This is a genomic window from Mycolicibacterium sp. P4_G11, from assembly GCF_056555145.1.
Genome location: NZ_JBFUJW010000013.1, coordinates 60,881 through 86,723 on the forward strand (window position 1 = coordinate 60,881; position 25,843 = coordinate 86,723).

The 25,843-nt window shown below is 67.5% G+C and carries 20 protein-coding genes and 1 tRNA gene; 12 read left to right on the plus strand and 9 right to left on the minus strand.

Translation table 11 applies throughout. The features are described from left to right. Position 1 precedes the first annotated feature (1 nt). The 3 genes from AC1U2B_RS24945 to orn all read right to left on the minus strand — a co-directional run bounded on the left by AC1U2B_RS24945 (position 2) and on the right by orn (position 1,420). The gene (locus AC1U2B_RS24945) at positions 2-571 is read right to left on the minus strand and encodes a GNAT family N-acetyltransferase (protein ID WP_480218904.1); all 570 of its coding nucleotides are present in this window, start codon (positions 569-571) and stop codon (positions 2-4) included. Between the two features lie 89 nt (positions 572-660). Continuing rightward, a tRNA-His gene (locus AC1U2B_RS24950) sits at positions 661-733 on the minus strand. A 57-nt stretch (positions 734-790) separates the two neighbouring features. Next, complete coding sequence (orn, locus tag AC1U2B_RS24955; protein WP_043984324.1) at positions 791-1,420, minus strand: oligoribonuclease; 630 nt, start codon at positions 1,418-1,420, stop codon at positions 791-793. Positions 1,421-1,500: 80 nt separating this feature from the next. On the opposite strand from orn, the gene AC1U2B_RS24960 reads away from it, so the two are divergent. Then, the gene (locus AC1U2B_RS24960; RefSeq protein WP_480218905.1) at positions 1,501-3,087 is read left to right on the plus strand and encodes a helicase HerA-like domain-containing protein; all 1,587 of its coding nucleotides are present in this window, start codon (positions 1,501-1,503) and stop codon (positions 3,085-3,087) included. A 4-nt stretch (positions 3,088-3,091) separates the two neighbouring features. Here the strand turns inward: AC1U2B_RS24960 and cmrA are convergent, their stop codons facing one another. Further along, entirely contained in the window at positions 3,092-3,898 is an 807-nt protein-coding gene (cmrA, locus tag AC1U2B_RS24965) for a mycolate reductase (protein WP_043394393.1), read from the minus strand. A 33-nt stretch (positions 3,899-3,931) separates the two neighbouring features. Between cmrA and AC1U2B_RS24970 the strand changes: the two genes are divergently transcribed. Continuing rightward, a complete protein-coding gene (locus tag AC1U2B_RS24970; protein WP_480218906.1) occupies positions 3,932-5,233 on the plus strand; it encodes an MFS transporter in 1,302 nt (433 codons plus the stop codon). Here AC1U2B_RS24970 and AC1U2B_RS24975 read toward each other — a convergent pair. Together AC1U2B_RS24975 and AC1U2B_RS24980 are read right to left on the minus strand one after the other, a co-directional pair. Continuing rightward, positions 5,230-5,892 (minus strand): MmpS family transport accessory protein, encoded by a 663-nt coding sequence (locus AC1U2B_RS24975; RefSeq protein WP_480218907.1) that lies wholly within the window; start codon positions 5,890-5,892, stop codon positions 5,230-5,232. The two genes, AC1U2B_RS24970 and AC1U2B_RS24975, sit on opposite strands and share 4 nt — an antisense overlap. A gap of 88 nt (positions 5,893-5,980) precedes the next feature. After that, positions 5,981-6,595, minus strand: coding sequence for an SACE_7040 family transcriptional regulator (locus tag AC1U2B_RS24980; protein ID WP_480218908.1), 615 nt, complete (start codon positions 6,593-6,595; stop codon positions 5,981-5,983). A 91-nt stretch (positions 6,596-6,686) separates the two neighbouring features. Here AC1U2B_RS24980 and AC1U2B_RS24985 point away from each other — a divergent pair, with 91 nt between their 5' ends. Genes AC1U2B_RS24985 through AC1U2B_RS25005 form a run of 5 tightly spaced genes read left to right on the plus strand, consistent with a single transcriptional unit; the run spans position 6,687 to position 12,681 of the window. Beyond that, positions 6,687-8,249 (plus strand): carboxyl transferase domain-containing protein, encoded by a 1,563-nt coding sequence (locus AC1U2B_RS24985; RefSeq protein ID WP_480218909.1) that lies wholly within the window; start codon positions 6,687-6,689, stop codon positions 8,247-8,249. A 1-nt stretch (position 8,250) separates the two neighbouring features. Further along, positions 8,251-10,230, plus strand: a complete 1,980-nt coding sequence (locus AC1U2B_RS24990) for an acetyl/propionyl/methylcrotonyl-CoA carboxylase subunit alpha (protein WP_480218910.1) — start codon at positions 8,251-8,253, stop codon at positions 10,228-10,230. Beyond that, positions 10,227-11,390: an acyl-CoA dehydrogenase family protein gene (locus AC1U2B_RS24995; RefSeq protein WP_043394387.1), complete on the plus strand. Its 1,164-nt coding sequence runs from the start codon at positions 10,227-10,229 to the stop codon at positions 11,388-11,390. Before AC1U2B_RS24990 ends, AC1U2B_RS24995 begins: the two co-directional genes overlap by 4 nt. Next, positions 11,387-11,875: a MaoC family dehydratase gene (locus tag AC1U2B_RS25000; protein WP_480218911.1), complete on the plus strand. Its 489-nt coding sequence runs from the start codon at positions 11,387-11,389 to the stop codon at positions 11,873-11,875. The genes AC1U2B_RS24995 and AC1U2B_RS25000 overlap by 4 nt, the downstream gene beginning before the upstream one ends. Next, positions 11,875-12,681 (plus strand): HpcH/HpaI aldolase/citrate lyase family protein, encoded by an 807-nt coding sequence (locus AC1U2B_RS25005; RefSeq protein ID WP_480218912.1) that lies wholly within the window; start codon positions 11,875-11,877, stop codon positions 12,679-12,681. Before AC1U2B_RS25000 ends, AC1U2B_RS25005 begins: the two co-directional genes overlap by 1 nt. 77 nt (positions 12,682-12,758) lie before the next feature. Here AC1U2B_RS25005 and AC1U2B_RS25010 read toward each other — a convergent pair whose 3' ends face one another. Both AC1U2B_RS25010 and AC1U2B_RS25015 read right to left on the minus strand, forming a co-directional pair. Continuing rightward, positions 12,759-13,436, minus strand: a complete 678-nt coding sequence (locus AC1U2B_RS25010) for a response regulator transcription factor (RefSeq protein ID WP_480218913.1) — start codon at positions 13,434-13,436, stop codon at positions 12,759-12,761. Next, entirely contained in the window at positions 13,433-15,643 is a 2,211-nt protein-coding gene (locus AC1U2B_RS25015) for a sensor histidine kinase (protein ID WP_480218914.1), read from the minus strand. The genes AC1U2B_RS25010 and AC1U2B_RS25015 overlap by 4 nt, the downstream gene beginning before the upstream one ends. 629 nt (positions 15,644-16,272) lie before the next feature. Here AC1U2B_RS25015 and pdhA point away from each other — a divergent pair. Genes pdhA through AC1U2B_RS25030 form a run of 3 tightly spaced genes read left to right on the plus strand, consistent with a single transcriptional unit; the run spans position 16,273 to position 19,620 of the window. Beyond that, the gene (pdhA, locus tag AC1U2B_RS25020; RefSeq protein ID WP_480218915.1) at positions 16,273-17,370 is read left to right on the plus strand and encodes a pyruvate dehydrogenase (acetyl-transferring) E1 component subunit alpha; all 1,098 of its coding nucleotides are present in this window, start codon (positions 16,273-16,275) and stop codon (positions 17,368-17,370) included. A gap of 1 nt (position 17,371) precedes the next feature. Continuing rightward, complete coding sequence (locus tag AC1U2B_RS25025; protein ID WP_480218916.1) at positions 17,372-18,424, plus strand: alpha-ketoacid dehydrogenase subunit beta; 1,053 nt, start codon at positions 17,372-17,374, stop codon at positions 18,422-18,424. Continuing rightward, a complete protein-coding gene (locus tag AC1U2B_RS25030) occupies positions 18,421-19,620 on the plus strand; it encodes a dihydrolipoamide acetyltransferase family protein (protein WP_480218917.1) in 1,200 nt (399 codons plus the stop codon). The genes AC1U2B_RS25025 and AC1U2B_RS25030 overlap by 4 nt, the downstream gene beginning before the upstream one ends. Here the strand turns inward: AC1U2B_RS25030 and AC1U2B_RS25035 are convergent, their stop codons facing one another. Further along, positions 19,621-20,373, minus strand: coding sequence for an enoyl-CoA hydratase (locus AC1U2B_RS25035; protein WP_071288057.1), 753 nt, complete (start codon positions 20,371-20,373; stop codon positions 19,621-19,623). 118 nt (positions 20,374-20,491) lie between these two features. Between AC1U2B_RS25035 and AC1U2B_RS25040 the strand changes: the two genes are divergently transcribed. Further along, on the plus strand, positions 20,492-21,157 hold the full coding sequence (locus AC1U2B_RS25040) for an MspA family porin (RefSeq protein ID WP_480218918.1): 666 nt from the start codon (positions 20,492-20,494) through the stop codon (positions 21,155-21,157). Between the two features lie 191 nt (positions 21,158-21,348). Further along, a complete protein-coding gene (locus AC1U2B_RS25045; RefSeq protein WP_480218919.1) occupies positions 21,349-25,821 on the plus strand; it encodes an eCIS core domain-containing protein in 4,473 nt (1,490 codons plus the stop codon). The last annotated feature ends 22 nt before the right edge of the window (positions 25,822-25,843 follow it).

A 25,843-nucleotide genomic window follows, 5' to 3' on the forward strand; every position in this document is an offset into this window, starting at 1 on the left:
CCTAAGCCTCGGTAGGTAGGAACGTGGCCAGCTGGGCGGTCGCCAGCGCCTGTTCGGCGTCGTACTGCTCGAAGGTCCCGACGATACTGAACCCGAGGCGCTCAGCCAGTCGAAGTGAGGCGCGGTTGGCGGTCTGGGTGACGATCACGACAGGTTGGTCGCCCAGCTCGCCGGCTGCGTACTCCAGCAGCAGCCGTGCAGCTTCGCTCGCATAGCCCTGACCCCACGCGTGCGGCCGGAAGACATAGCTCAGCTCGAGCTCGTCGTCACCGGTGTCCAGATGACCGGGAACGTCGGTGCGACGGCGACTCAGCGTCACGGTCCCCAACATTTCGTCGGAATCCGCGGCCGTCGCGATGTAGCAGCCGGGGTCTTCCAATAGCGTTGCCGCCCCGACCGATTCGAGCACGGCGCGAACGTCGTTGACGGGCCGTGGGCCGCCGAGGTACCGGCGCACCCGTTCGTCGGTCTGTGTTTCGATCAGGCCTTCGGCGTCGCCGTCTCGGGCTTTGCGCAGGCGAACTCGGGGTCCTTCGAGACAGACTGCTCGCAACTCAACGGCGTCACCCACGTTCACCACTGTGCCAGCAGGGCGGGTGACCCCCGGAAAACAAACATCGCCCCACCCGCGTGTGCAGGTGAGGCGATGTTCTACCTCGGGGTGGCTGACGGGACTTGAACCCGCGACACCCAGGATCACAACCTGGTGCTCTACCAGCTGAACTACAGCCACCATTGCTGCGGACCTTTCGGCGCTAGCAGCGTCGTAGATATTAGCGCCTTCGGCCCGCTAAGCCGAATCGGTTACCGCCGAATCGTTCGTCGGCGGGCCCAGCTCGCCCGCGACCGCGGCGATTTCGCTGGTAGACGGACCGGGTGCGGGCACGAACGCGGTGCCGCGGTAGTACTTCAACTCGCGGATGGACTCGTGGATGTCGGCCAGTGCGCGGTGCGCGAGCCCCTTGTCCGGCTGCCCGAAGTAGATGCGCGGGTACCAGCGGCGGCACAGTTCCTTGATCGAGCTGACGTCGATCATCCGGTAGTGCAGAAACTCGTCGAGGCGCGGCATGTCCCGCGCGATGAAGCCGCGGTCGGTGGCAATCGAATTACCGGCCAGGGGAGCGGTTTTGGCCTGCCCGATGTGGCTGCGGATGTAGTCCAGCACCATCTGCTCGGCTTCTTCGAGGGTGACGGAGGAGGTCCGCACCTCGTTGATCAGGCCCGAGCGGGTGTGCATCTTCATCACCACGTCAGCCATACCGTCGAGTGCGGCATCGTCGGTGTGGATCACTACGTCCACGCCTTCGCCCAGCACGTTCAGGTCGCTGTCGGTGACCAATGCCGCGATCTCGATGAGCCGGTCGGACTTGAGATCCAGCCCCGTCATCTCGCAATCGATCCATACAAGTTCGTCACGCACGGTGTTCCAGACTATTCCCAGCCCATCAACGGGGTGTCCATACCCGGCCACCAGGGATCCGACGAAGTATGGTCAGGCGCATGACGACAGCATCGAATGCATCCCCCGCGCAGCAGATCGCCGCTGGTTACGCCGTCACCGGCCAGGCGCTGAACCTGGGCGCGGTCGTCGTCGACGGGACCGTCGACCCGAGTGCTCAGGTCAAGATTCCACTGGCCACCATCAACCGCCACGGCCTGATCGCCGGCGCGACCGGCACCGGCAAGACCAAGACACTCCAGGTCATCGCCGAGCAACTGTCGACGGCCGGGGTGCCCGTCGTGATGGCCGACGTCAAGGGCGACCTGTCGGGGCTCGCGCAGCCCGGCGCAGCCAACGACAAGACCGCTCAGCGCGCCACCGACACCGGCGACGACTGGACGCCGAGCGCGTTCCCCGTCGAGTTCCTGTCCCTGGGGACGACGGGCGTCGGCGTCCCGGTGCGAGCGACCGTCACCAGCTTCGGGCCGATCCTGCTGTCGAAAGTGCTGGGACTCAACCAGACCCAGGAGTCGACTCTCGGCCTGATCTTCCACTGGGCAGACCAGAAGCGCCTGCTGCTCGATGATCTGAAGGATCTGCGTGGCGTCATCCAGTTCCTGACCAGTGATGAAGGCAAAGAGGAGCTCAAGGCGCTCGGCGCGGTGTCGCCGGCCACTGCGGGCGTCATCTTGCGTGCGCTGATCAACCTGGAGGCCGAGGGCGGAGACACCTTCTTCGGATTGCCCGAGCTCAAGCCCGAGGACCTGATGCGGCTGGACCCGCAGGGGCGCGGCATCATCACGCTGCTGGAGCTGGGCAGCCAGGCCGCGCGGCCGGTGTTGTTCTCGACGTTCCTGATGTGGGTGCTGGCCGACCTGTTCACGACGCTGCCCGAGATCGGTGACGCCGACAAGCCGAAGCTGGTCTTCTTCTTCGACGAGGCGCACCTGTTGTTCGCCGACGCGTCCAAGGCGTTCCTGGACCAGGTCGAGCAGACGGTGAAACTGATCCGCTCCAAGGGCGTCGGCGTCTTCTTCTGCACGCAGTTGCCCACCGACATCCCCAACGACGTGCTCAGCCAGCTGGGCGCGCGCGTCCAGCACGCGATCCGGGCGTTCACCCCGGATGACCAGAAGGCCCTGACGAAGACGGTCCGGACGTACCCGAAGACGTCCGTCTACGACCTGGAGTCGGCGCTGACGTCGCTCGGCATCGGCGAGGCGGTCGTCACGGTGCTCTCCGAGGTCGGTGCGCCGACCCCGGTGGCCTGGACCCGCCTGCGGGCGCCGCGATCACTGATGGGCACGATCGGCCCCGACGCCATCGCCGCGGCGGCCAAGGCCAGTCCGTTGCAAGCGACGTACGGAGCCACCGTCGACCGCGACTCGGCCTACGAGCACCTGTCCGCGCAGCCGGCGGCGGCTGGTGGCGCCGCCCCGACCGGCGACCCGGCAGCACCCGCTCCCGCGCCGGCCGAAGAGCCCGACCTCACCGCGTCCGGCCGCGTCGAGGTCGAGGCCGAGGGGCCCGGCATGGTCTCCGAGGTGCTGCAGAGCACCGCCTTCAAGAGCTTCCTGCGGTCCGCGGCGACCGTGGCCGGCCGCGAGATCACCCGCAGTCTGTTCGGCACGACCCGCCGACGGTAAAGGCCTACGAACCGCCGAGCTTCTTGTAGACGGCGCCGACGATCGGCGCGACGATCGAGCGCGGGGCGTAACCGCTCGCGGCCGACATGGCCTTGGACGTCAGACCGGGCACGACGCGCATCTTGTTGCGCTCCAGGCCGTCCAGCGAGACCCGGGCGGTGTACTCGGTGTCGATCCAGAGGAAGTCGGGGATCAGCCGCTCGACCAGTGACTGCTCGGACGGGTCGGGCAGCTCGGTGCGCACCGGCCCGGGCGCCAGCAGCGTGACGTTGACGCCGTGCGGCTTGAGCTCACCGCGCAGCGATTCGCTGAAGGTGTTGGCGAACGCCTTGGACGCGGCGTAGGTCGCGTTGTTCGGGATGGGCGAGTTGCCCGCGGCCGAACCGGAGATCAGGATGCCGCCGCCGTGACGCGAGATCATGCCGGGCAGGACGGCGAGCACCAGGTCGTGCACGCCCTGGACGTTGAGCTGCACCTGCGCCTTCTCGCCCTCGACGGGCAGCTCGGCGACGGTGCCGAACGTCGCGGTGCCGGCGTTGGCGCACAGGATGGAGATGTTGCGCTGGGCCAGCTCGTCGCAGAGCTTGTCGCGGTCGGCCGGGTCGGTCAGGTCGCAGGCCCGGACCTCGACGGTGACGCCGTACCGGTCGGTGATGCGCTGGGCGACCTCGGCCAGCACCTCCGCGCGACGAGCCGTGATGATCAGATGGTGGCCGCGGGCGGCGAGTTCGGTGGCCAGCGCTTCACCGATGTTCTGAGAGGCGCCGGTGACGACGGCGCGGGCGTCGGGACTGGGAGCGGGTACAGGCATGGCTGCAATCGTAGGGACCAATAGAGTGGCGGCATGAGCAGCCCCGGGGCGGGTATCCCGCCCGTCGGCCGGGGTCGCGTCGCTGCCTGGGCGCTGTGGGACAGCGGCGCCACGGGCGTGAACGCGATCGTGACGACCTTCGGTTTCAACATCTACCTCATCTCAGAGGTCGGCAAAGGGCTGCCCGGCTCGACGACGCCGGAGAGCTGGCTCGGGCGCGCGGTGCTGGTGGCCGGCATCGCGGTGGCGTTTCTGGCGCCGGTGACGGGCGTGATGGTCGACGCCGCGTACCGGCGGCGCCGAGCGCTCGCCGCGCTGACGGGCGCCGTGGTGGTGCTGACGGCGTCGATGACGTTCATCAAGCCCGACTACCACTACCTGTGGATCGGCCTGGCACTCCTCGCCGCCACCGCGGCGTGCATGGACCTCGCGACCGTCCCGTACAACGCCATGCTGCGGCAGTTGTCGACGCCGACGACCTCGGGCCGGATCTCCGGATTCGGCTTGGCCGCAGGGTTTTTCGGCAGCGTCGTACTGCTGCTCCTGGTCTTCGTGGGATTCAAGGCCGGCAGCGGCGACACCCTCGGCCTCCTGAGTATCCCGAACGCGGACGGCAAACCGGACCGGTACGCGGTCCTGGTGGCGGCGGCGTGGTTCGTCATCTTCGCGCTGCCGCTACTGCTGACGGTGAAGTCGCCGCCGCACGACGGCACCCCGGCCGTCGGGTTCTTCGGCGCCTACCGCAGGTTGTGGACCGAGGTGGTCGGCGAATGGAAGCGCGACCGCAACGTCGTCTACTACTTGCTCTCCAGCGCGGTCTTCCGCGACGGCCTGACCGGCATTTCGATCTTCGGCCCGGTGGTGGGGGTCAGCGTCTACGGGCTGGCGCCGACGAGTGTGCCGCTGTTCGGCGCCGCTGCGTTCACCATCGCGGGGCTCGGCGCGGTGCTCGGCGGAATGCTCGACGACCGGATCGGTTCCAAGCGCGTCATCGTCGCCTCGTTGACCGCGATGGTGACGGTCGGCATCACGTTGATGTTCCTGTCCGGACCGATGGCGTTCTGGATCTGCGGTCTGACGCTGTGCCTGTTCGTCGGCCCCACCCAGTCGGCGTCGCGGAACCTGATGTTGCGTATCTCCGCGGACGGCAAGGAAGGCGTGGCCTTCGGGCTGTACACCACCACCGGCCGGGCGGCGCATGTGCTGTCGCCGTGGTTGTTCTCGATGTTCATCGACATTTTCGCGACGACCCGCGCGGGCCTGGGTGGCCTGTGCACCGTCCTGGCCATCGGACTGGTGGGCATGCTGCTGGTGAAGGTGCCGGCCCGGCGCTAGTGACCGTGTCCGCGGCCGCGTTTGGCTGATTGCCGGCACACCGTGAGGCCGGCGCCTTCGCGCTGCTGAATCTGGGTGCCGTCGACCGAGATGGTGCAGGCGATGCCGCGTCCGGCGTTGACGATGCTGACGCTGGCCGAGCGTGCCGCCGGCCGGTTCAGCTGGACTTCCTTGGTCCACGGCAGTGCCACATTGAACTCCGTCTGCAGCACCCCGCCGGTGTCGACGTAGGTGATGCTCACGGCGCGGCCGTTGCCGATCACGGCGTACAGCACGGCCTCGGTGTCACCGCTTTCGGCATCCGATGGCGCGGCCGCGGCCGGGGGACTGACGGCTTCGCTGGGCTCAGTGCTTTCGGGCGTCGTGGTGGTCGTCGCAGTCGTCGACGACGACATCGGGTCCTGCGTCGGCACGGGCAGCGGCGGTGGCGCCACCAGGGTCTGTTGCTCGGAACTGTTGACGATGACGACTGCGATCACCATGCAGAGAGCCAGGACCAGCAATGCTCCGGCCAGCGGGAACAGCCACTTGTGGCGGCGGACCTTCGGCGGTGCGGCGACACCGTAGGGATCGGTGAAGGCGTCGGTCTGGTAGCCGGCCGTCTGCATGGCCGGGAGTTTCCTGGTGGCGTCCAGCCCGTCGTCGCGCGATCCGGTCATGGCCACCTCATGTTTGCAGGGTACCTGCGGCGCGCGCCGGGCCGCGGGGACGTTGCGGAGGGCCGGGTCAGCGGTGCGGGGGACCGGGTCAGCGGTGCGGGGCCAGTGCGGCGACGGTCATGGCGCGCAGCACGGCGCGCGAGGATTCCTCCTGCTTGCGGGCGCCGCCCGCGGTGACACTGTGCGGGGTCGAGTTCAGCAGCCCGAAGGCGGCGTGCGCCATGGTCCGGGCGTCGGCTTCGCTGCGGGACGGGTCGAGCCGACGCAACACGGCCACCCAGATCTCGACGTACTGGCGCTGCGACCGGCGCACCTGCCGCTTGGCGGCGTCGGGCAGGTTGTTCAGGTCGCGGTCCTGGATGCGAATCAGATCGGATTCGTTGAGGGCGAAGTCGAGGTGGAACTCGATGAGGCCGCTCAGTGCGTCGGCCGGATCGTCGCATCCGGCGACCACGGCACGTCCGCCGGCGTGCAGCCGGGCGCTGACGCTGACCAGCAGCTCCACCAGGAGCGCTTCCTTGTTGGGGAAGTGCCGGTAGATCGCGGGTCCGCTGATGCCGGCCGCGGAGCCGATGTCCTCGAGCCGGACTGCCAGATAGCCGCGTTCGGCGATGAGCCGTTCGGCGGCGGCGACGAGTTGGCTGCGCCGGTCGGATTTGGCGCGGCTGCGCGGTGTTTCGGCGTCTGCCTCTGATGCCGTCATCGACACCTCCAACCCGGTCTGGACAACTCAGTTAACGAAGACTAACATCGCGTTCGGTTATTCGCCATTAACTCAACCGAATGGAGCGATGATGGCGTCGAGCGTTTCCCAACGGGTATCGCATCGCGAGCAGCACCTGGCATTGGTGGCTGATCTGAAGGACAAGCTGGCCACCGCCGCGCTCGGAGGATCGGAGCGTTCACGTGAGCGCCACGTCGGTCGCGGCAAGCTCCTGCCGCGCGACCGGGTCAACGGACTCCTCGATCCCGGCAGCCCGTTCCTGGAGATCGCGCCGCTGGCCGCCAACGGCATGTACGACGACGAATGCCCGGGCGCCGGGATGATCGCCGGCATCGGCCGCGTCTCGGGCCGCGAATGCATGATCGTCGCCAATGACGCGACGGTGAAAGGCGGCACGTACTACCCGATCACGGTCAAGAAGCACCTGCGGGCACAGGAGATCGCCAGCCAGAACCAGCTGCCGTGCGTGTATCTGGTGGACTCCGGCGGCGCGTTCCTGCCCCGCCAGGACGAGGTGTTCCCCGACCGCGAGCATTTCGGCCGAATCTTCTTCAACCAGGCCAACATGTCGGCGCGCGGCATCCCGCAGATCGCCGCGGTGCTCGGCTCCTGCACCGCCGGTGGCGCGTACGTCCCCGCGATGAGCGACGAGGCCGTTATCGTCCGTAACCAGGGCACCATCTTCCTGGGTGGCCCGCCCCTGGTGAAAGCCGCTACCGGAGAGGTGGTTTCGGCCGAGGACCTCGGCGGTGGCGACCTGCACTCCAAGATTTCCGGTGTCACCGACCACCTGGCCCACGACGACCGTGACGCACTGCGCATCGTCCGCCGGATCGCCGCGACGTTCGGCCCGCGCTCGGAGACGCCGTGGGACGTCGCCCCGGTCGTGGACGCGGTCTGCGACCAGACCGAGCTCTACGACGTCGTGCCGATCGACTCGAAGGTGCCGTACGACGTGCACGAGGTGATCACCCGCATCGTCGACGGCGGCGAATTCACCGAATTCAAGGCCGAGTACGGCACCACGCTGGTGACCGGCTTCGCCCGCATCCACGGCCACCCGGTGGGCATCATCGCCAACAACGGCGTGCTCTTCGGCGAATCCGCCCAGAAGGGTGCACATTTCATCGAGCTGTGTGACAAGCGGTCGGTGCCGCTGCTGTTCCTGCAGAACATCTCCGGCTTCATGGTGGGTCGCGATTACGAGGCCGGCGGCATCGCCAAGCACGGCGCCAAGATGGTCACCGCCGTCGCGTGTGCCCGGGTGCCGAAGCTGACCGTCGTCATCGGCGGCTCCTATGGCGCCGGCAACTACTCGATGTGCGGCCGCGCGTATTCCCCTCGGTTCCTGTGGATGTGGCCCAACGCGCGCATCTCGGTGATGGGCGGCGAACAGGCCGCCTCGGTGCTGGCCACCGTGCGCGGTGATCTGACGCCGGAGGAGGAAGAGGCGATCAAGGCGCCGATCCGTCAGCAGTACGAGGATCAGGGCAACCCGTACTACTCGACGGCCCGGCTCTGGGACGACGGCGTCATCGACCCTGCCGACACCAGAACCGTGGTGGGACTGGCCCTTTCAGTTGTCGCGCAGGCTCCGCTTGAGCCTGTGTCCTACGGCGTTTTCAGGATGTGAGATGAAGACCTTCGACACCGTCTTGGTTGCCAATCGTGGCGAGATCGCGGTCCGCGTCATTCGGACGTTGCGGGCCATGGGTATTCGTTCGGTCGCGGTGTTCAGCGACGCCGACGCCGGCGCCCGGCACGTGCTCGAGGCCGACGTCGCCGTGAACATCGGCCCTGCTCCGGCTCGGCAGAGCTACCTGAGCATCGAGGCCATCGTGACCGCGGCCCGGCGCACCGGTGCCCAGGCCGTGCACCCGGGGTACGGATTCCTTTCGGAGAACGCCGAATTCGCCGCCGCGTTGCACGACGCGGGCATCGTCTTCATCGGGCCGCCGGCCAAGGCCATCGGCACCATGGGCGACAAGATCACCGCCAAGGCGGCGGTGTCGGCCTTCGGTGTGCCCGTGGTTCCCGGTATCTCGCGTCCCGGCCTGACCGACGAGGACCTCATCGCCGGCGCCCCCGAGGTGGGGTTCCCGGTCCTGGTGAAGCCGTCCGCCGGTGGCGGCGGCAAGGGCATGCGGGTGGTGCATGCCGCCGCGGAGCTGCCGGCCGCGCTGGCCTCGGCCCGCCGTGAGGCCGCGTCGGCATTCGGCGACGACACCTTGTTCCTGGAGCGATTCGTGTTGAACCCCAGGCACATCGAGGTTCAGGTCGTCGCGGACAGCCACGGCAACGTCGTGCATCTGGGCGAGCGCGAGTGCAGCCTGCAGCGCCGGCACCAGAAGGTCATCGAAGAGGCCCCGTCGCCGGTGTTGGACGAGGCGACCCGCGCGCGGATCGGTGCGGCCGCCTGCGACACCGCCCGCAGCGTCGACTACCGCGGCGCGGGCACCGTCGAGTTCATCGTCTCGGCGGACCGGCCCGACGAGTTCTTCTTCATGGAGATGAACACCCGCCTGCAGGTGGAGCACCCCGTCACCGAGCTGGTCACGGGCATCGACCTGGTCGAGCTGCAGGTGCGGGTGGCAGCTGGTGACGCCCTACCGGTGGCTCAGGACGACATCACCATGACCGGGCACGCCATCGAAGCCCGCGTGTACGCCGAAGACCCGGCGCGCGATTTCCTGCCGACGGGCGGCACCGTGCTGGCGCTGGCCGAACCTGCCGATGCCCGAGTGGATTCCGGCATCCGGGCCGGCTCGGTGATCGGTAGCGACTACGACCCGATGTTGTCGAAGATCATCGCGTACGGCCCGGATCGGGAGTCGGCGCGTCGTGGACTGGATCGGGCGCTGGCCGATACCGCCGTGCTGGGTGTCGGTACCAACATCGACTTCCTGCGCTTCCTGCTGGCCGATGAGGACGTCATCGCCGGACGCCTCGACACCGGTCTGCTGGACCGCCGTACCGGCGACTACGTCGCCGCCCAGGCGGGGGACGACGAGTTCATCGCCGCTGCCGCGTACCGCTGGCTGCACAGCTGGGCGGACGCGGGCGAGCTGTGGGCCACGCCGTCCGGCTGGCGGGTCGGGGAGCACGCTGCTACCACGATCCGGCTGCGGGCCGGCGAGCGCACCGACCACGTCCACCTCACCGGCACGCCCGCGGCCGCCACGGCACGCATCGAAGACGGCGAACTGCGGAGTGTGGCAGCGTCGTTTGACGGTGACCGCCTGATCGTCACGGTCGACGGTCTGCGCACCGAATACCTGACCGCCGTCGAGGATCACCGGCTGTGGCTGGCCGGTGCCGGCCGCACGATCGTGATCGAGGACGTGCGCGAAGCCCCGGTCCGTGCCGATGACGAACACAGCGGGGACGCCGAGATCGTCAGCCCGATGCCCGGATCTGTTGTCGCCGTCGGCGTCGAGGACGGTGCGACGGTCGGCACTGGTGACGTCGTGGTCACCGTCGAGGCCATGAAGATGGAACACGCGTTGTCGTCGCCGGTCGGCGGCACCGTGGAATTGCTTGTCGCCGTGGGCGATCAGGTCAAAGTGGGCCAGCCGCTGGCCCGGATTATCGCTGCAACCGAGGAGACCAAGTGAGCGACTTTCTTTCCACCGGCACCCTGCCGGACCACTATGCCGAACTGGCCAAGACGGTTCGGGAATTCGCGCAGACCGTCGTCGCGCCGGTATCGGCTCAGCACGACAAGGACCACACCTTCCCGTACAAGGTGATCGACGGCATGGCCGACATGGGCCTGTTCGGCCTGCCTTTCCCCGAGGAGTACGGCGGCATGGGCGGCGACTACTTCGCCCTGTGCCTGGCCCTGGAAGAACTGGGCAAGGTCGACCAGAGCGTCGCCATCACGCTGGAGGCGGGCGTCGGGCTGGGCGCCATGCCGGTGTACCGCTTCGGCACCGAGGCGCAGAAGCAGGAATGGCTGCCCCAGTTGGCCAGTGGAAAGGCGTTGGGCGCCTTCGGTCTGACCGAGGCCGGCGGCGGCAGCGATGCCGGCGCCACCAAGACCACCGCCAAGCTGGACGGCGACAGCTGGGTGATCAACGGCTCCAAGCAGTTCATCACCAACTCCGGCACTGACATCACCAAGCTCGTCACGGTCACCGCGGTCACCGGCGAATTGCCCGGCGGGCACAAGGAGATTTCGGCGATCCTGGTGCCGGTGCCGACCCCGGGCTTCACGGCCGAACCCGCCTACGACAAGGTCGGCTGGAACGCCTCGGACACCCACCCGCTGAGCTTCGACGATGTGCGGGTGCCGGCCGAGAACCTGCTCGGCGACCGTGGCCGCGGCTACGCCAACTTCCTCCGGATCCTCGACGAGGGCCGCATCGCCATCGCCGCGCTGTCGGTCGGTGTCGCGCAGGGCTGCGTCGACGAGTGCGTGAAGTACTCGAAGGAGCGGGAAGCGTTCGGCCGCAAGATCGGTGGCTACCAGGCCATCGCCTTCAAGATCGCCCGGATGGAAGCCCGCGCACACGTCGCCCGCACCGCGTACTACGACGCCGCGGCACTCATGCTGGCAGACAAGCCGTTCAAGAAGGCGGCCTGCATTGCCAAGATGATCGCCAGCGAGGCCGCGATGGACAACGCCCGTGACGCCACCCAGGTGTTCGGCGGCTACGGCTTCATGAACGAGTACCCGGTGGCCCGGCACTACCGCGATTCGAAGATCCTCGAAATCGGTGAAGGTACAACGGAAGTGCAGCTGATGCTGATCGCGCGTGAGGCCGGGCTGTGACCGAGAAGCGGATCGTCGAGCAGCGCGGGCTCTGGTTCGAGGAGTTCGAGCCGGGCGTCATCTACAAACATCGACCCGGCCGCACCATCACCGAGGCCGACAACGTGCTGTTCACCACGCTCACCATGAACACCCAGGCGCTGCACCTGGACGCCGCGTTCTCCGACGCGTTGCCACCGTTCCATGCGCGGCTGGTGAATTCGATGTTCACGTTGTCGACGCTGGTGGGTCTGTCCGTCGCGCAGCTGACGCAGGGCACGATCGTCGGGAACCTCGGATTCTCCGACATCGCGTTCCCCAGGCCGCTTTTCCACGGCGACACGCTGTACGCGGAGACCGAAGTGATCGACAAGCGCGAATCCAAGAGCCGGCCGGGGGAGGGCATTGTGACGTTCGCCCACACCGGCCGCAACCAGCACGGCGACGTCGTCGCCACGGCGTCGCGCAAGACGATGGTCCGCAAGCGCCCGGCGGACGCGGTCTGATGGCGCTGCAGGCACCCGGTCCCGCCTGGTTGTTCTGCCCGGCCGACCGGCCCGAGCGATTCGAAAAGGCAGCGGCGGCAGCTGATGTGGTGATCCTGGACCTGGAAGACGGCTGCGCCGCGAAAGACCGGCCGGCCGCTCGTCAGGCGCTGATCGATACCCCGCTGGACCCGGCCCGCACGGTGGTGCGGCTGAATCCGTCGGACACCGCCGATCACCCGTTGGACCTGGAGGCGCTGGCCCGCACCCCGTACACCACGGTGATGCTGGCCAAAACCGAATCAGCCGAACAGGTTCGGGCGCTGGCTCCGCTGGATGTGGTGGTGCTGGTGGAGACCCCGCTCGGCGCGCTCGCCGTCACCGAGACCGCCCGGGTCGACAACACCTACGCCGTCATGTGGGGTGCCGAAGATCTGTTCGCGGCACTGGGCGGCACCGCCAATCGGTGGCCCGACGACAGCTACCGCGATGTCGCAAAGCACGTCCGGTCGCAATCGCTGTTGGCAGCCAAGGCTTTCGGCAAGCTCGCGCTGGACTCGGTCTATCTGAACATCAAGAACCTGGACGGCCTACGCGCCGAGGTCGACGATGCCGTGGCCGTCGGATTCGACGCCAAGGTCGCCATCCACCCGACGCAGGTCGCGGTGATCCGCTCCGGCTACGCCCCGACCGAGAAGGAAATCGCCTGGGCGCGTGCGGTACTCGATGCCGCGACCCGCGAGCGCGGGGTGTTCCAGTACGACGGTCTGATGGTCGACATGCCGGTGCTCCGCCGCGCCGAGCGGATCGTCGCGCTCGCCCCGTAACCGCTTCTCCGCGAGCAGACGTAAAACTGTCCCTATTTCAATGAAAAGGGACAGTTTTACGTCTGTTCGCGAAGGGACTAGAGCTCCTCGACGCTGAGGATGCCGTCTTGCACCGCGCGAGCGACGAGTTGGGCCTTGGTGGCCGCCGGGCGCCCCGCTGCGGCGTATTTGGCCCGGACGCGTTGCAGGTGGGTCCGGACGGTGGTCGGGGCCAGGTGCAGGCGCTTGGCCACGATGTCCTTGCTCTCGGTCTGAAACCAGGCCTTGAGCACTTCGCGTTCGCGATGGGTGAGGCCGGGGCGGCCGGAATCAGTGTCCGAGCAGATTGCCGCGGCCATCCGGGGACCGATGTACGGCTCGTGGGTGCTGGCCGCGCGGATGGCCTCGATCAGCTGGCTCTGACCTTCGCTCTTGGCCAGATAGGTGACCACCCCGATGGACAGGCAGCGCAGAATGACCTCGGCGTTCTCCAGGTGCGAATACACGATCACCGCGTGACCGGCGTCGACGATGGCGGTGACGGCGTCGAAATCGGGCTGGCGGCTGCGTAATTCGAGGTCGAGGATGACTGCGGCCAGTTCGGTACCGGCCTTGGGATACAGGGCAAGGAAGGATTCGGCGTCGGGATGGTCGGATACGACGCGGATCGGCGGGTCGGCCTTTGCACACCATGCGGCGATGCCGGTGTGGATGACGTCGTGGTCATCGACGACGGCGATGGCCAGGGGCTCAGGCGGGGTGGCCGGCGAGGTCATGGCTGGCTGGTCTTTCTGCGGAGCTGGAGCTGGAAGGTGATCCATACGGTGTCGTCGAGAGTGGTGACGTCGAATCCATCGTTGGCGCCGACGTCAATCTCGGTCGGGATTTCGGCGGCTTTGGCGCCGTGACATACGACGCTGATCTCCGCGCCAGTCGATTCGCCGGTCACGGTGATGCGAGCGGCGGTGGTGGTCGCGGCGAGGGCGAGGTCGAGCAGGTGCGCGATCCGCCGTGCTGCGGCTTCGTCGACGGTGGGTAGCGCGCCGTCGACGTTGATGGCTACCGCGACGCCGCGATCCTGGGCGGCGTCTATGTGCGGACGCAGCTCGCGCAACAGGACATGCTGAAATATCGACGATTGGTCGAAAAGCGTTCGCAGCCGCTGGTATTCCTTCTGTGCGTGCTGTTGGACAGCGGCGTCCAGCGGAGCGCCGTCGGCGAGGCTCACCAACAGCGGACGGATCGTCTCGGCCAGATCAGCGTAGCGGCGCAGGTACTCGGCCTGAACCGCATCGGCAATACGGTTCGCGGTCAGAAGTTGCTTGCGCGCACCGGTTTCAGTGGCCGCGTCGGCGGCGGCGCCTCTGATGAGGTTGTCGAAGAACAGGCCGCACAGCTGGATCAGGAGGATGCTCACCGTGCCGTACCCGATGTCGACGATGTTGTGCATCGAGAGGTCGTGAACGGCGGCGTAGCCGATCGGGATGGTCCAACACAGGACCAGGGCGCTGATGCTGTAGCGGAGCCTCTCGTTGAGCAACAGGGGGAGCGCGCACCAGCCGATCGCGCCCTGCATCCATTGCACGTCGGTGTCGAGTTGTGCAACCGGCAGGGACGCCGATTGCGCCAGCGAAACAACCAGCAAGGCGGCAATGCCCGCACGGGTTGGCAGACCGGGCACGCCGAGGCGACGTACCACGGTCGAGAGCGTGATGGCCGCGGCTACGGCGATCAATGCCAACTGCAGCTTGGGGTGTGCGGTCGAGTGCATCGCGGTGGGGGCCATCGCCAGTAGGTTGGCGATGGCATAGGCGGTCAACATCAGGCTGTATCCGGTGCGGGCGCGTTCGATCATCCGCTCCGGATCGGCTGGATTCACCACGGGAGTGGATGTGGGCCAACGTAATTCAACGGTGGTGCCGCGCCCCGGTGCAGTCGTCACCACCGATTCGCCGCCGAGCCGCCGCATGCGGGCGGCGATCGAGTTGGCCAGTCCGTATCCATGGGTTGGTTGCGTGGCGTCGAATCCGCAGCCGTCGTCGGCGATGCGCACCAGGCCGGGCTGGATCGTGACGGCGACGACAGCTGCGGCGGCATGCCGGTCCACGTTGGTGAGGGCTTCTCGTGCCGCGGCGGCGACGATCGTCGCGGTGGCACCATCCAGCCACATCTGGGTTGGTCCCGCCAAGGTGACCGGGGTGGTGACGTGTGCGATGTTGTCACGCAGCGCCGCAACAAGATCGGCGGGCGGAGTCGGTGCCCACGACCGATCGTCGAAGACTTCGAGATCGCGGCGCGCCTGCGTTGCGATACGCGTCGGCGATACGGCGCTGCCGGTGCCCACGATCAGCAGGGTGGAGGCGACAGTGTCGTGCAGCAGCCGCAGCCGTTCCCGGTCGTACTCCCGGACGGCCGCGTTGACCTCGTGTTGCAGTTCGGCGGCATGCCGGTCCGCGCGCGCGGCGTCGACCGAATCGGTGACCCGCAACATGAGAACGCGGTTCAACGTCGCCGCCAGCCACAGCACCACGAAATAGACGGCAATGTTGCGGCCGACGTGGCCCCACCCGAAAGCTGTGGTGCCGAGCGCGTACGCAGCGGCCACCCCGAGGGTGAGCACGACATTGACCCAGGGCGAGAAGACGGTGAAGCTGATGATCGCTGTCCCGGCAATGGCCACCAGGCTGAAGGTGGACAGGTGGACATGGACGTCGGACGCCAGCATCGGGATGGTCAGGCAGGCGACGATGGTGACGGCGTAGTCGACTGCGAAGACGCGTGCTGTCGCGGAATGCGTGATCAGCCGATAGGTGGCCCAGGTGCCGGCCGCCATCGCGAAAGCAGTGCCGACCGCGCTGACCGAATACTCGGTGGTGACCATGACGGCGTACACCACCAAGCTGCCGCCATTGCGCAGCACCAGGCTGAGCAGCATCGCCTGACTCAGGAAATTGCGCCGGGCGGCGTCCGCCGTGTCACCCATGGTTGGCCTGACCGTCTTCCGTTACCCGGATGCGGCGGCCCGGCCACGATACGTCGCACCGGGAGCAGATGCAGCGAACAATTGAGATGGCATCGGCACTCCCGTGGAGGCCATCGCGGAGACGTTGGCGATTCCTTTGCTGGAACGCCCTGCAGAGGTACGGGCCGTACCCCCGACTATTGGACGAATTACCAGTTGAACATCGGTGTTTACCTGCGGTGAACGCCCCGTCATTCCCTCGCCTCCCCGCACATTTACGATGCTGGCGTATTGGTTTTAGCACGTTCGGACGACGATCTCCGGCCGAGCGCGCGAATCGACTTGGCAAACGGTCAGCAATCCAGGTGTTTCATACGTTCGGCGGACAAGCGGCTGTCCGGATTCGCCGGTCGTGTCCCCGCCACGACACGTATGCACTCCGTTACCTGCGATGACCACGGCCGGATCAGGTTCGGGCGCATAATGGCGGTGATGCCCCAGCACTGCGGCGAGCAGAGCGGATCGTCCGACTGATGCCACACCCCGGCATCGGCCGGCGACCCCCATCACCCGGGGATTGCCCTGGTCGCCACCGCGCTGAGCTTCTCGCGGACTGACGGCCGAACATGCCGTCACCGAAAGGAGGCGGTATGGCTGATGTGTCGGTCCTTGGCCTGGACAACCGGGTGGACCTTGAACCCGTGCAACTCATCGCGCCCGACGGCGCACCCACCTCCGACGCGCGGTACCGCCGCGACCTGCCGCCCGAAACGCTGGGCTGGCTCTACGAGGAGATGGTCGTCACCCGCGACCTGGACGGCGAATTCGTCAATCTGCAACGTCAGGGCGAGCTCGCACTGTTCGCCTCGTGCCGCGGCCAGGAAGCCGCGCAGGTCGGCGCGGCGGCCTGCCTGCGCAAGACCGACTGGCTGTTCCCGCAGTACCGAGAACTCGGCGCTCTGCTGGTCCGCGGCATCACGGCGGCCCAGATCAGCGCCGTGTGGCGGGGCCGCTGGCATGGCGGCCTGGGATTCACCGAAAAGCACTGTGCGCCAATATCGATAGATATCGGCACGCATGGCCTGCACGCGGTCGGCGCGGCGATGGCCGCGCAACGGCTCGGGGAGGACTCGGTGACCGTGGCGTTCGTCGGCGACGGTGGCACCTCCGAAGGCGATATGCACGAGGCGCTCAACATCGCCGCCGTCACGTCGGCGCCGTGTGTGTTCTTCGTGCAGAACAACCAATGGGCCATCTCGGTGCCGGTGCGTCACCAGCAGGCGGGACCGTCGATCGCGCACCGCGCCATCGGCTACGGCATGCCCGGAATCCGGGTCGACGGCAACGACGTACTGGCCTGCTACGCGGTGGTGTCGGAGGCGGCGCAGCGCGCCCGCGCCGGTGGCGGTCCGACGCTGATCGAGGCCGTCACCTACCGGATGGGGCCGCACACCACCTCCGATGACCCGACCCGCTACCGCGACCCTGACGAGCTGAAGCACTGGGAGGCACGCGATCCCATCGCGCGCTATCGGGCCTACCTGGAAACCGTCGGGGTGTGGACCCCACGACTGCAGGAGCACGTGGAGAACCGCTCGCGCCGACTGCGCGCTGATCTGCGTGAGTCTGTCCTGTCCGCACCGGACTTCGACGTCGCGGACATGTTCGACAACGTCTACGCCGACATCACACCCGAACTGGCCCGGCAGCGTGACGCGCTGTTGGCCGAACTGGATTGGGAGGGTTGACATGACGCAGATCATCGAGCGACCGTCGTGGTCCGGTGACGCGGAGCCCGACGAGCCGAGGCCGCCAACCGGATCGCCCACGGCGACCACGGTTTCCATGGTGCAGGCCATCAACCGCGCCCTGCACGACGCGATGGCCGCCGACGACCGGGTGCTGGTCTTCGGCGAGGACGTCGCCCAGCTGGGCGGGGTGTTCCGGGTCACCGATGGCCTGCACGAAACCTTCGGGGAAGCACGGTGTTTCGATACCCCGCTGGCGGAGTCGGCGATCGTGGGGATCGCCATCGGCATGGCGATCCGCGGCATGGTGCCGGTACCCGAAATCCAGTTCGACGGATTCGCCGCCCCGGCGTTCGATCAGATCGTCAGCCATCTCGCGAAGTACCGGATGCGCACCCATGGCGATGTCGACATGCAGGTGACCATCCGCATCCCATCGTTCGGCGGTATCGGTGCGGTGGAACACCATTCGGAATCCACGGAGTCGTACTGGCTGCACACCGCCGGGCTCAAGGTCGTGATTCCGTCGACGCCGTCGGACGCGTATTGGCTGTTGCGCGAGGCCATCTCGTCTCGTGACCCGGTGATCTTCCTGGAGCCCAAACGCCGGTACTGGACCAAGGGGGAGTTGGACACCAGCGGGCCGGCGCCTCCTATCGGGCGGGCCGCGGTGCGGCGCACCGGGCGGGACGTCACCGTCATCACCTACGGCTCACTCGTCGACACTGCGCTGGCCGCAGCCGATCTGGCTGACGGCCACGACCTGGAAGTCATCGACCTGCGGTCGCTGAACCCGCTCGACTTCGACACCATCGCAGCCTCGATCCGCAAAACCGGGCGCGCGGTGATCATGCACGAAGGGCCGCGCACCCTGGGGTACGGTGCCGAACTGGCCGCCCGAATCTCCGAGGAGCTCTTCTACGACCTGGAGGCACCCGTGTTGCGCGCCACCGGCTTTGACACTCCCTACCCGCCGGCCCGGCTGGAGAAACTGTGGCTGCCCGGAGTGGACCGGCTGTTGGACTGCGTACACCAGGCGATGAGCCAGCCATGACGGCGACACGCGACTTCCTGGTACCCGACCTCGGTGAAGGCTTGGAGGACGCCACCATCACCTCCTGGGCAGTGGCGGTGGGGGACACCGTCGAGCTCAACCAGGTCCTGTGCACCGTGGAGACCAACAAGGCGGCCGTGGAGATACCCAGCCCGTACGCCGGTGTGGTGACCGAACTCGGTGGGGCAGAAGGGCAGACGCTCGCCGTGGGCGCTGTGCTGGTCCGCATCGCCACCGATGCGCCGGTGGTGGCGGAACCTGCACCCGAGCCACAAGCTGAGCCCACAGCCGAGCCGAAAGCCAAAGCACCCGAACGCAAACCCGTGCTGGTCGGATACGGCGCGGACGCTGAACTCGATACCACCCGGCGCCGTCCCCGGGCCAAACCGCGGGTGCGCAAGCTGGCGGCCGAACTGCACGTGGACTTGACCGAGGTGGCGCCGTCCGGACCGGACGGCATCGTCACGCGTCAGGACGTGCTGGCCTCGGCGCACCAGACCGTCGACGCCGACCTGGTTCCCGTGACCGGCGTACACGCCGAGATGGCACGCCGGATGTCGGTGTCACGCAAGGAGATACCGGATGCGCATGCCTCGGTGCAGGTGGACTGTTTCGAATTGCTCCGGGTTCGCGACACCTTGGCCGTCGCCGACGGCACCGTCACACCGTTCGTGTTGACGCTGCGACTGCTCGCCATCGCGCTGCGGCACCACCGCGAGTTCAACGCCACCTGGGTGCCGGCCGAACACGGTGCGGGCGTGCATCTTCACGAATCGGTGCACCTGGGCATCGGCGTCGCGACCTCGCGTGGATTGCTGGTGCCGGTGGTGCGGGACGCAGAACGCCTGTCCACCCGGGAACTGGCCTGGGCGGTGGACGGGCTGATCCGCTCCGCCCGCGAGGGCACGCTGAAACCCGCCCAGTTGCACGGCTCGACGTTCACCGTGTCGAACTTCGGGGCTCTCGGTCTGGATGAAGGGGTACCCGTCATCAACTATCCGGAGGCGGCGATCCTCGGGATGGGGACGCTCAAGCCCCGTGCCGTGGTTCGCGACGGCGAGGTGGTGGCGCGGCCGACCATGACGCTCACCTGTGCCTTCGACCACCGGATCGCCGACGGAGCCGGGGCAGCGGCGTTCCTCGGTGAGTTGCGGGCCCTCATCGAGACGCCCGAACTGGCGCTGCTCGACGGGTAGTCAGCGCTGCTTGGCGGCGGCCAATCGCGCGGCGAACTCCGGTGATTCGATCGATGCCGCCTGCGGGGCGATCTCGATGTCGACCGCCTTGGCGTGCTGCTCGTTGTCCAGGACGCCGGGATGGTCAGTCGCGCGCATCGACGCCTTGGTGGCCAGCACCACCTCGCGGGGTGCCGATGCCGGACCGGCGGCCAGCGCCAGTGCCGCGGCGACGGGGTCGTCGGCGACCTCCAGCGCCAGGCCGTGCCGCACGGCGGCGTCGGCGTCGAACCTCATGCCGAACAGCAGCGCCGCCCGTGCCGCCTGCGGACCGATGGCGCGCTGCAGCATCCAGGTCGCGCCGCCGCCCGGGTGAATCCCGAGCTTCTGGAACCGTGGGTCGAAGACCGCGCCGGGCCCGGCGATCCGGACGTCGGCGGCGAGCGCAAGGTTCAGCCCCGCCCCGACGGCCGGGCCGTTCACCGCGGCGATCGTCGGCAGCGTGCAGTCGGCCACGGCGAGGAAGCCGTCGTAGATCACCCGCAGACCGTTCACCGTGGCGGCACCGAGCGCGGTCAGGTCGGCGCCGGCACAGAAGGCCTTGCCGGCGCCCGTCACGACCACGGCGTGCACACCATGATCGGCCTCAGCGGCGTTGATCGCGGCCCGCAGGCCGGCAGACATTTCCGCGGTCACCGCGTTGCGGCGCTCGGGATCGTTGACGGTGATGAGCGCGACGCGGTCGATGACCTGCGTCAGTACGAGATCGGACACCACCCCAGCCTATGGCCTGTGTTTCGACTCACGTGAGTCAAAACCTTTACCCGAGATCATTTCTGCGAAACAACTGTGTGATTGCTTTGCTGTTCGTGTTGAGAGGCGTTCGGAGTACATGTTGAAGCGTTTTGCTGTGGTTGCTGCTGTGAGCATGTTGCTCCCGTTGGGGGCAGCGACCACTGCGTTCGCCGACCCCGCGCCTGCCGGTGACGAGGGCCCGCCGCCGGACACCGGCATCGTGGCCTCGGAAGAGCCGGCGACGGTCACGACGCCCGACGGCTGGACTCTCACCGTGGTGGCCAAGAACGAGACCGAGCTGCCCGTCGCACCTCTCACGACAGCGGTCAGCTCGCGCGAATATCTCGTGGGCGGCACGTTCACCGGAACAGTGACCGGCAAGGGCAAGACCACCCTCGCCGGCGGCACGCTGGAGGCGGGCTACCAGATCGGCTGCGGTATCGAGCTGGGCCAGGTGCGTCTGGTCGGCTCCATCGGTATCGCTACCTCGGGGTCGACGCTGGCCGGGTTGCTGCCCACGGGCGTGAGCGTCCCCATGTCGGGCACCGTGGAAATCCACCCGAAGCCCGGCACGGTCACCCAGGTACCCGTCGACAAGAAGTCCTTCAAGGCCGCGCCCGTGCGCATCACGCTCAAGGACACGCACGTCAAGGTCGACGGCTGCGTCGGCCAGTCCTTCCTGCGGTCCTACGCGGTGCTGACCAGCTCGACCACCGACACCGACGACATCGTCGCCTACTACGGCATCACCAAGTCCGTCTGACCCACTGCCGAAACGGCATTCCAGCAGGGGAGTTCTCGAACTTTCCCTGCTGGAATGCCGTTTCGGCATTTGTGGGCGGAAGATGCGCGTCCGCGGTGAAGAATTGAGCGGATATCGGCTCGTAGAGCAGCGAATTCGGGGATAATTTCCCCCGAGGTGCCGTCTGGGACGGACTAGAGCTGGGGGCCCGTATGGGTGAGCTGACGATGGCCGCGCCGGCGCCGACGCACCAGCATCAATCGAAGGCGCCAGCGATCCCGCGGCGGCTGCTGTCCGAACCCGGTGAACCCGCGGAACGCCGTGCCACAGCGCGGGCAGCCGATGCCCAGATATCGACATTCAATCGCGCGGGCGCGCATAGTTCAGGCGTCCCGCGGCCCCGGCGGCACCCGTATCTGCCGGCGGGCACCCCGACCGCGATCGCCGCGCGCGCGGGTTACGGCCGGCCGCTCGCGGCCGAACAGACGGCCCACTTTGGTCAGGCCCTGGATACCGATCTCGGCCATGTCCGTATCCACACCGATGACCACGCCGCCCAGCTGGCGTCGTCTGTGCGGGCACACGCCTTCACCATCGGCAGTCACGTCTTCTTCGGCAGCGGTGAGTATCGGCCCGACACCGCGTCCGGCGCGCGGTTACTGCAGCACGAGCTGGCACACGTCGCGGACGCCAAGCCCGGGCCGGCCCGGGTGTTCCGAGACGTCATCGTCGATATCGGCGAGCCGACGATCGTCGGCCAACCCGACCCCAATGCCGCCACGAAACCGGAGGATCTGCCGTGGGAGCGGCTCCAGGTGTTCGCGGCCGGGATGGACGACGCCGCCAAGGTGCTGGCGGGGTTTGCCGGGACCAAGACGCCGTGGGTGTACGTCGGGCTGCATCCGAAGTTCGTCAAGGTCTACGGGACCAACGGCTCTGCCCTGGGGCCGAAGGTGCCGATGAAGCCCGACGTCAAGGTCACTTTCTACCCAGGTGTGTACGAGCTCGCGGCCGACGGTTCGCTCACGGCACTTCAGGTCCGCGGCGACGACTACGACCACCTCCGACACGAGGCCGACGCCGACGGCCATGAGCTCCGAAGCGTCATCGGGCAGCGCGAGCTGACCGCCGATGAGAAGAAGAAGGCGCTCGAGGAACGCCAGAAGTCCGCTGACCAGAGCGATCCGAAGAGCGCCCCCGCCGCGCCCGCACCCCCGGCCAAGGTGGAGAACGTCGACCTCATGGGGATGCTGTCGGCGCCGGATCAGGTGCGCGACATGGTGGCGAAAGTGCCCGGGGCTCGCATCATCTATTTCGTGCCGAAGTACCTGGTCTCGGGCGGCAGCGGCAAGGGCAACGGCACGGTGCCGTCGGTGTACCGCAGCCCGATCGAAGGCCGCGGCGACGGCAAGGCGCCGAACGCGCCCCCGTGGCCCGTCACCGTCGAAGGACCGAAGTTGGTGACCGTCGACTCGGACCCGACCTTCACCGCCAAGGTGCAGTGGTCCGCCAACGGCAACTACAGCTTCGCCTCCCAGGTGATCACGCAGGTCGGCAACGACATTCGGTACCGGTGGGAGAAGTTCGACATCACCGAGTACGCCAAGGCACAGATCAAGAAAGACCCGTCGCACGCCGCTGCCGACGCCAACGCCGCGCCGGAGAAGACCCTCGAAGAGCGCGTCGACGAATTCACCCATGCCAAGGCCGGCGCCGGCACCGACGTCACCGGGATGGGCGGCGCCAACCGGGAGTTCACCCGTGAGTTCGAGGATTGGTGGAAGGACACCAAGCGCGCCAACAAGCGACTGGGTGCCTCCGGCGGTTCGACGGTCGCCGAACGGCTCAACAGCGACGTCGCCAACCTGACCACCATCTCATTGGCTCCGGTGTCACTGCTGGTCACGGCGCTGGGCGCATCGCTGAAGTGGCTGGCCGAATTGTTCGGTCAACCCACCGAGCAACAAGAGGTGCCACTGAAGGAAAAGGGCATCTTCCTCATCAGAACCATCGCGACGCCGGCGATCCGCGAGGACAGCGAAGGAAAGGAAGTCATCAGGCCGCCGGCCGTCGCCGGGCACGTCGTCGAGGTCACCGACATGACCACCGCGCTCAACGAGGCGCTGGACGAACCGGCGGCGCAACTCGCCGAACTGCAGGCCCAGATCGACATCGCCCGGAAAGACGGCAATCAGTCGAAGCTCGAATATCTCGAAAGCCTCATGCAGAAGGCGAAGATGAACCTGACCGGTTCGCCGCTGGATGTGCTGACGGCCCGGCGTAAGGCCAAGAACGAGGAGCTGGAGAAGTTCCGCCACGACTACCCCAACCTGTCGGACTACACGTTGAGCCACGACGTCGAGACGCTCGACCGCCTGATCAGCTTGTACAACCGGTACGAGGACAAGCGCACCGCCGGGGCCAGCACCGACCTACCGCCGTCGGTCCGGGTCAACGCCGCGTTGATCTCCGAGGTGAGCGGTCAGCAGTACCCGCTGTTGTTGGCCGCGGGACCGATGCCCAAGGACGGCGACGACTATCGCTGGCTGATCAACGACGTGACCAACATCGACGGCGCGGGTGCGTATGAAGGGCGCGGCGCCACCCCCAGCAAGGCTTTCCAGGCCGCGCTGGACAAGTTCGGCGGGAAGGCGTCCTATGGGCGCGGCAACATCGCGGTCCGCACGGCCGGCCTGGGTTTGGAGGCCGATGCACCGGCCACGATGAACGCCGAGAGCGCACCGGTGGACTGGGCCGTGGCAGAGAAGCGCATCGATGACCTGGTGACAGTGCTGGCTGCGATCGGGCTCATCGTGGCTTCGGCCGGCACCGCGGCGGCGTTGATCGGCGCGGCCGCCGCGGCGGCGCGGCTCATCCAGAGATGGGAAGCCGGCAAGCTCTATTTGGATGCCTCCACCGTCAGTGATGTGCTCGGGCTGCTGGGTGGCATGGGCGCTGCGGGGCAGTTGGTCGCGGGCTTCCGGGTGGCCAAATTCGGCCGCGCCTTCACGATCTTGGAGGAGGCCGGTGCGACCGAGTCCAAGTTGGCAGAAGCGGCCAAGGCCGTAGAGGGCGCCGAGTCGCTGGTCAAGGGCGCCGAGTTGGCGAACAAGGTCATCGGCGGTGCGGGCGTCATCTGGGGTGACGTGTCGTTCATCGACCAGATGATGACGATCAGCGCGCAGGAGGAATCCGGCGCGATGACGCACGCTGAAGCGCGGCGTCAGCGCGCGTCCGCGATCTCGTCGGCGGTCCAGAACAACGGCATGTTCATCGCCGGCGAGGCGATCGGGGCGCGGGCCAAGGCCAAGGCCCGCGACGCGGCGGCGGCCAAGGGCGGCACGCCGGCACCTGCCGCCCACTCCGAAACCGAATCCGGTGGCACCACGAAGCCGGGCGAGAGCGGGTCCCGCGGCGAGCCCGAACGCGGGGCGGGCGCACTCGACATCAAGCCGCCGGTGCCCGAATCCGACCCGAACGCCGGCCACGAAGCACCCAAACCATCAGAGCCCGAAAAGAAGGCCGGTCCCGACGAGAAGGCCGGTCCCGACGAGAAGGCCGGTCCCGACGAGAAAGACAAGTCCGACACCAAACCCACCGATCCAGCCGCCACCACCAAGCCGATCGGCGAGCGGCGGGCCACCCCTCAGGAGTTACGCGAGGCCCTGCCGCCCGACCTGCGCGAACTGATGGTCGTCGACCCCACCCTCGAGGGCGATTTCGTGCAGGCCGACTGGGATCCCGACCCCGACACCGGGCTGGTCACCAACATCCGGCTGCGGGTCAGCCCGGACGCGCTGCCGTCCACGGTGCGGATGCACGCCGACACCCTGCGCACGATGCAGAAGTACCAGGGGTTCTCCGGGCGGGTTCGGTTGGCGCTCAAGTGGATTGCCGATCTGATCGGCAAGAAGACGCTGGACCCCACCAACAAGCCGCTGTTCGACGCCCAGCTGGAAGTGCAGAAACTGAACAAGCTGATCGCCGACCACATGGACGCGATGAAGAAGATGGAGCCCCACGCGCGCACCGACGCGGAGGCCAAACTCGACAGCCTCGAGCAACAGCTGGCCGAGCATCAGGGGGCGTTGGATATCGGCGACCTCTCGCCCAGCAGCGGGGTGGCCCAGCGCGATGTAGCTCCCCGCAATCGCAAGAAGTACAACGAGCTGCTGACGGAACTGCGTAAACACGAGCCCGGCAGCGACGAACACAAGAGAATCCGCCGGGAGATGTACGAGCTGACCGGGGGTACGAAGGAATTCCCGGTGTGGGAGGCCATTTACGAGAGCAATGTCGACAAGGCCAACAAGGCGAACAAGATCGTCGAAGCCGAACGGGTTCGGGGGAAGTGGGCGGAGAGCGAGAAAACGATCAACGACCTGCCGGGCGACTTGGGTACCCGGCGCATCGATCTGTTCAATCCGCCGAAGGAAGGCGCCGAGGTCAAGGCCTACGACGGCGGCACCGTGTACGCCAGCAAGGACATCATCGACGAGGTCGCCGCGGACCGCCACCTGGTCAAACGCCGGCGGTGGTCGATGACGTGGATTTTCATCGATTGTGAGCCGAGCGGCCCGCTGAAAAAGATGCTCGGAGACGCCGGGATCACGATCGAGCTGCGCGGCCCGCACCGTTCGGGCGCGAAACTGTTGGATCGCATCCCGCCGCCGGTCACCCGCTGATCGCGAAGGCGGTGCGACAATC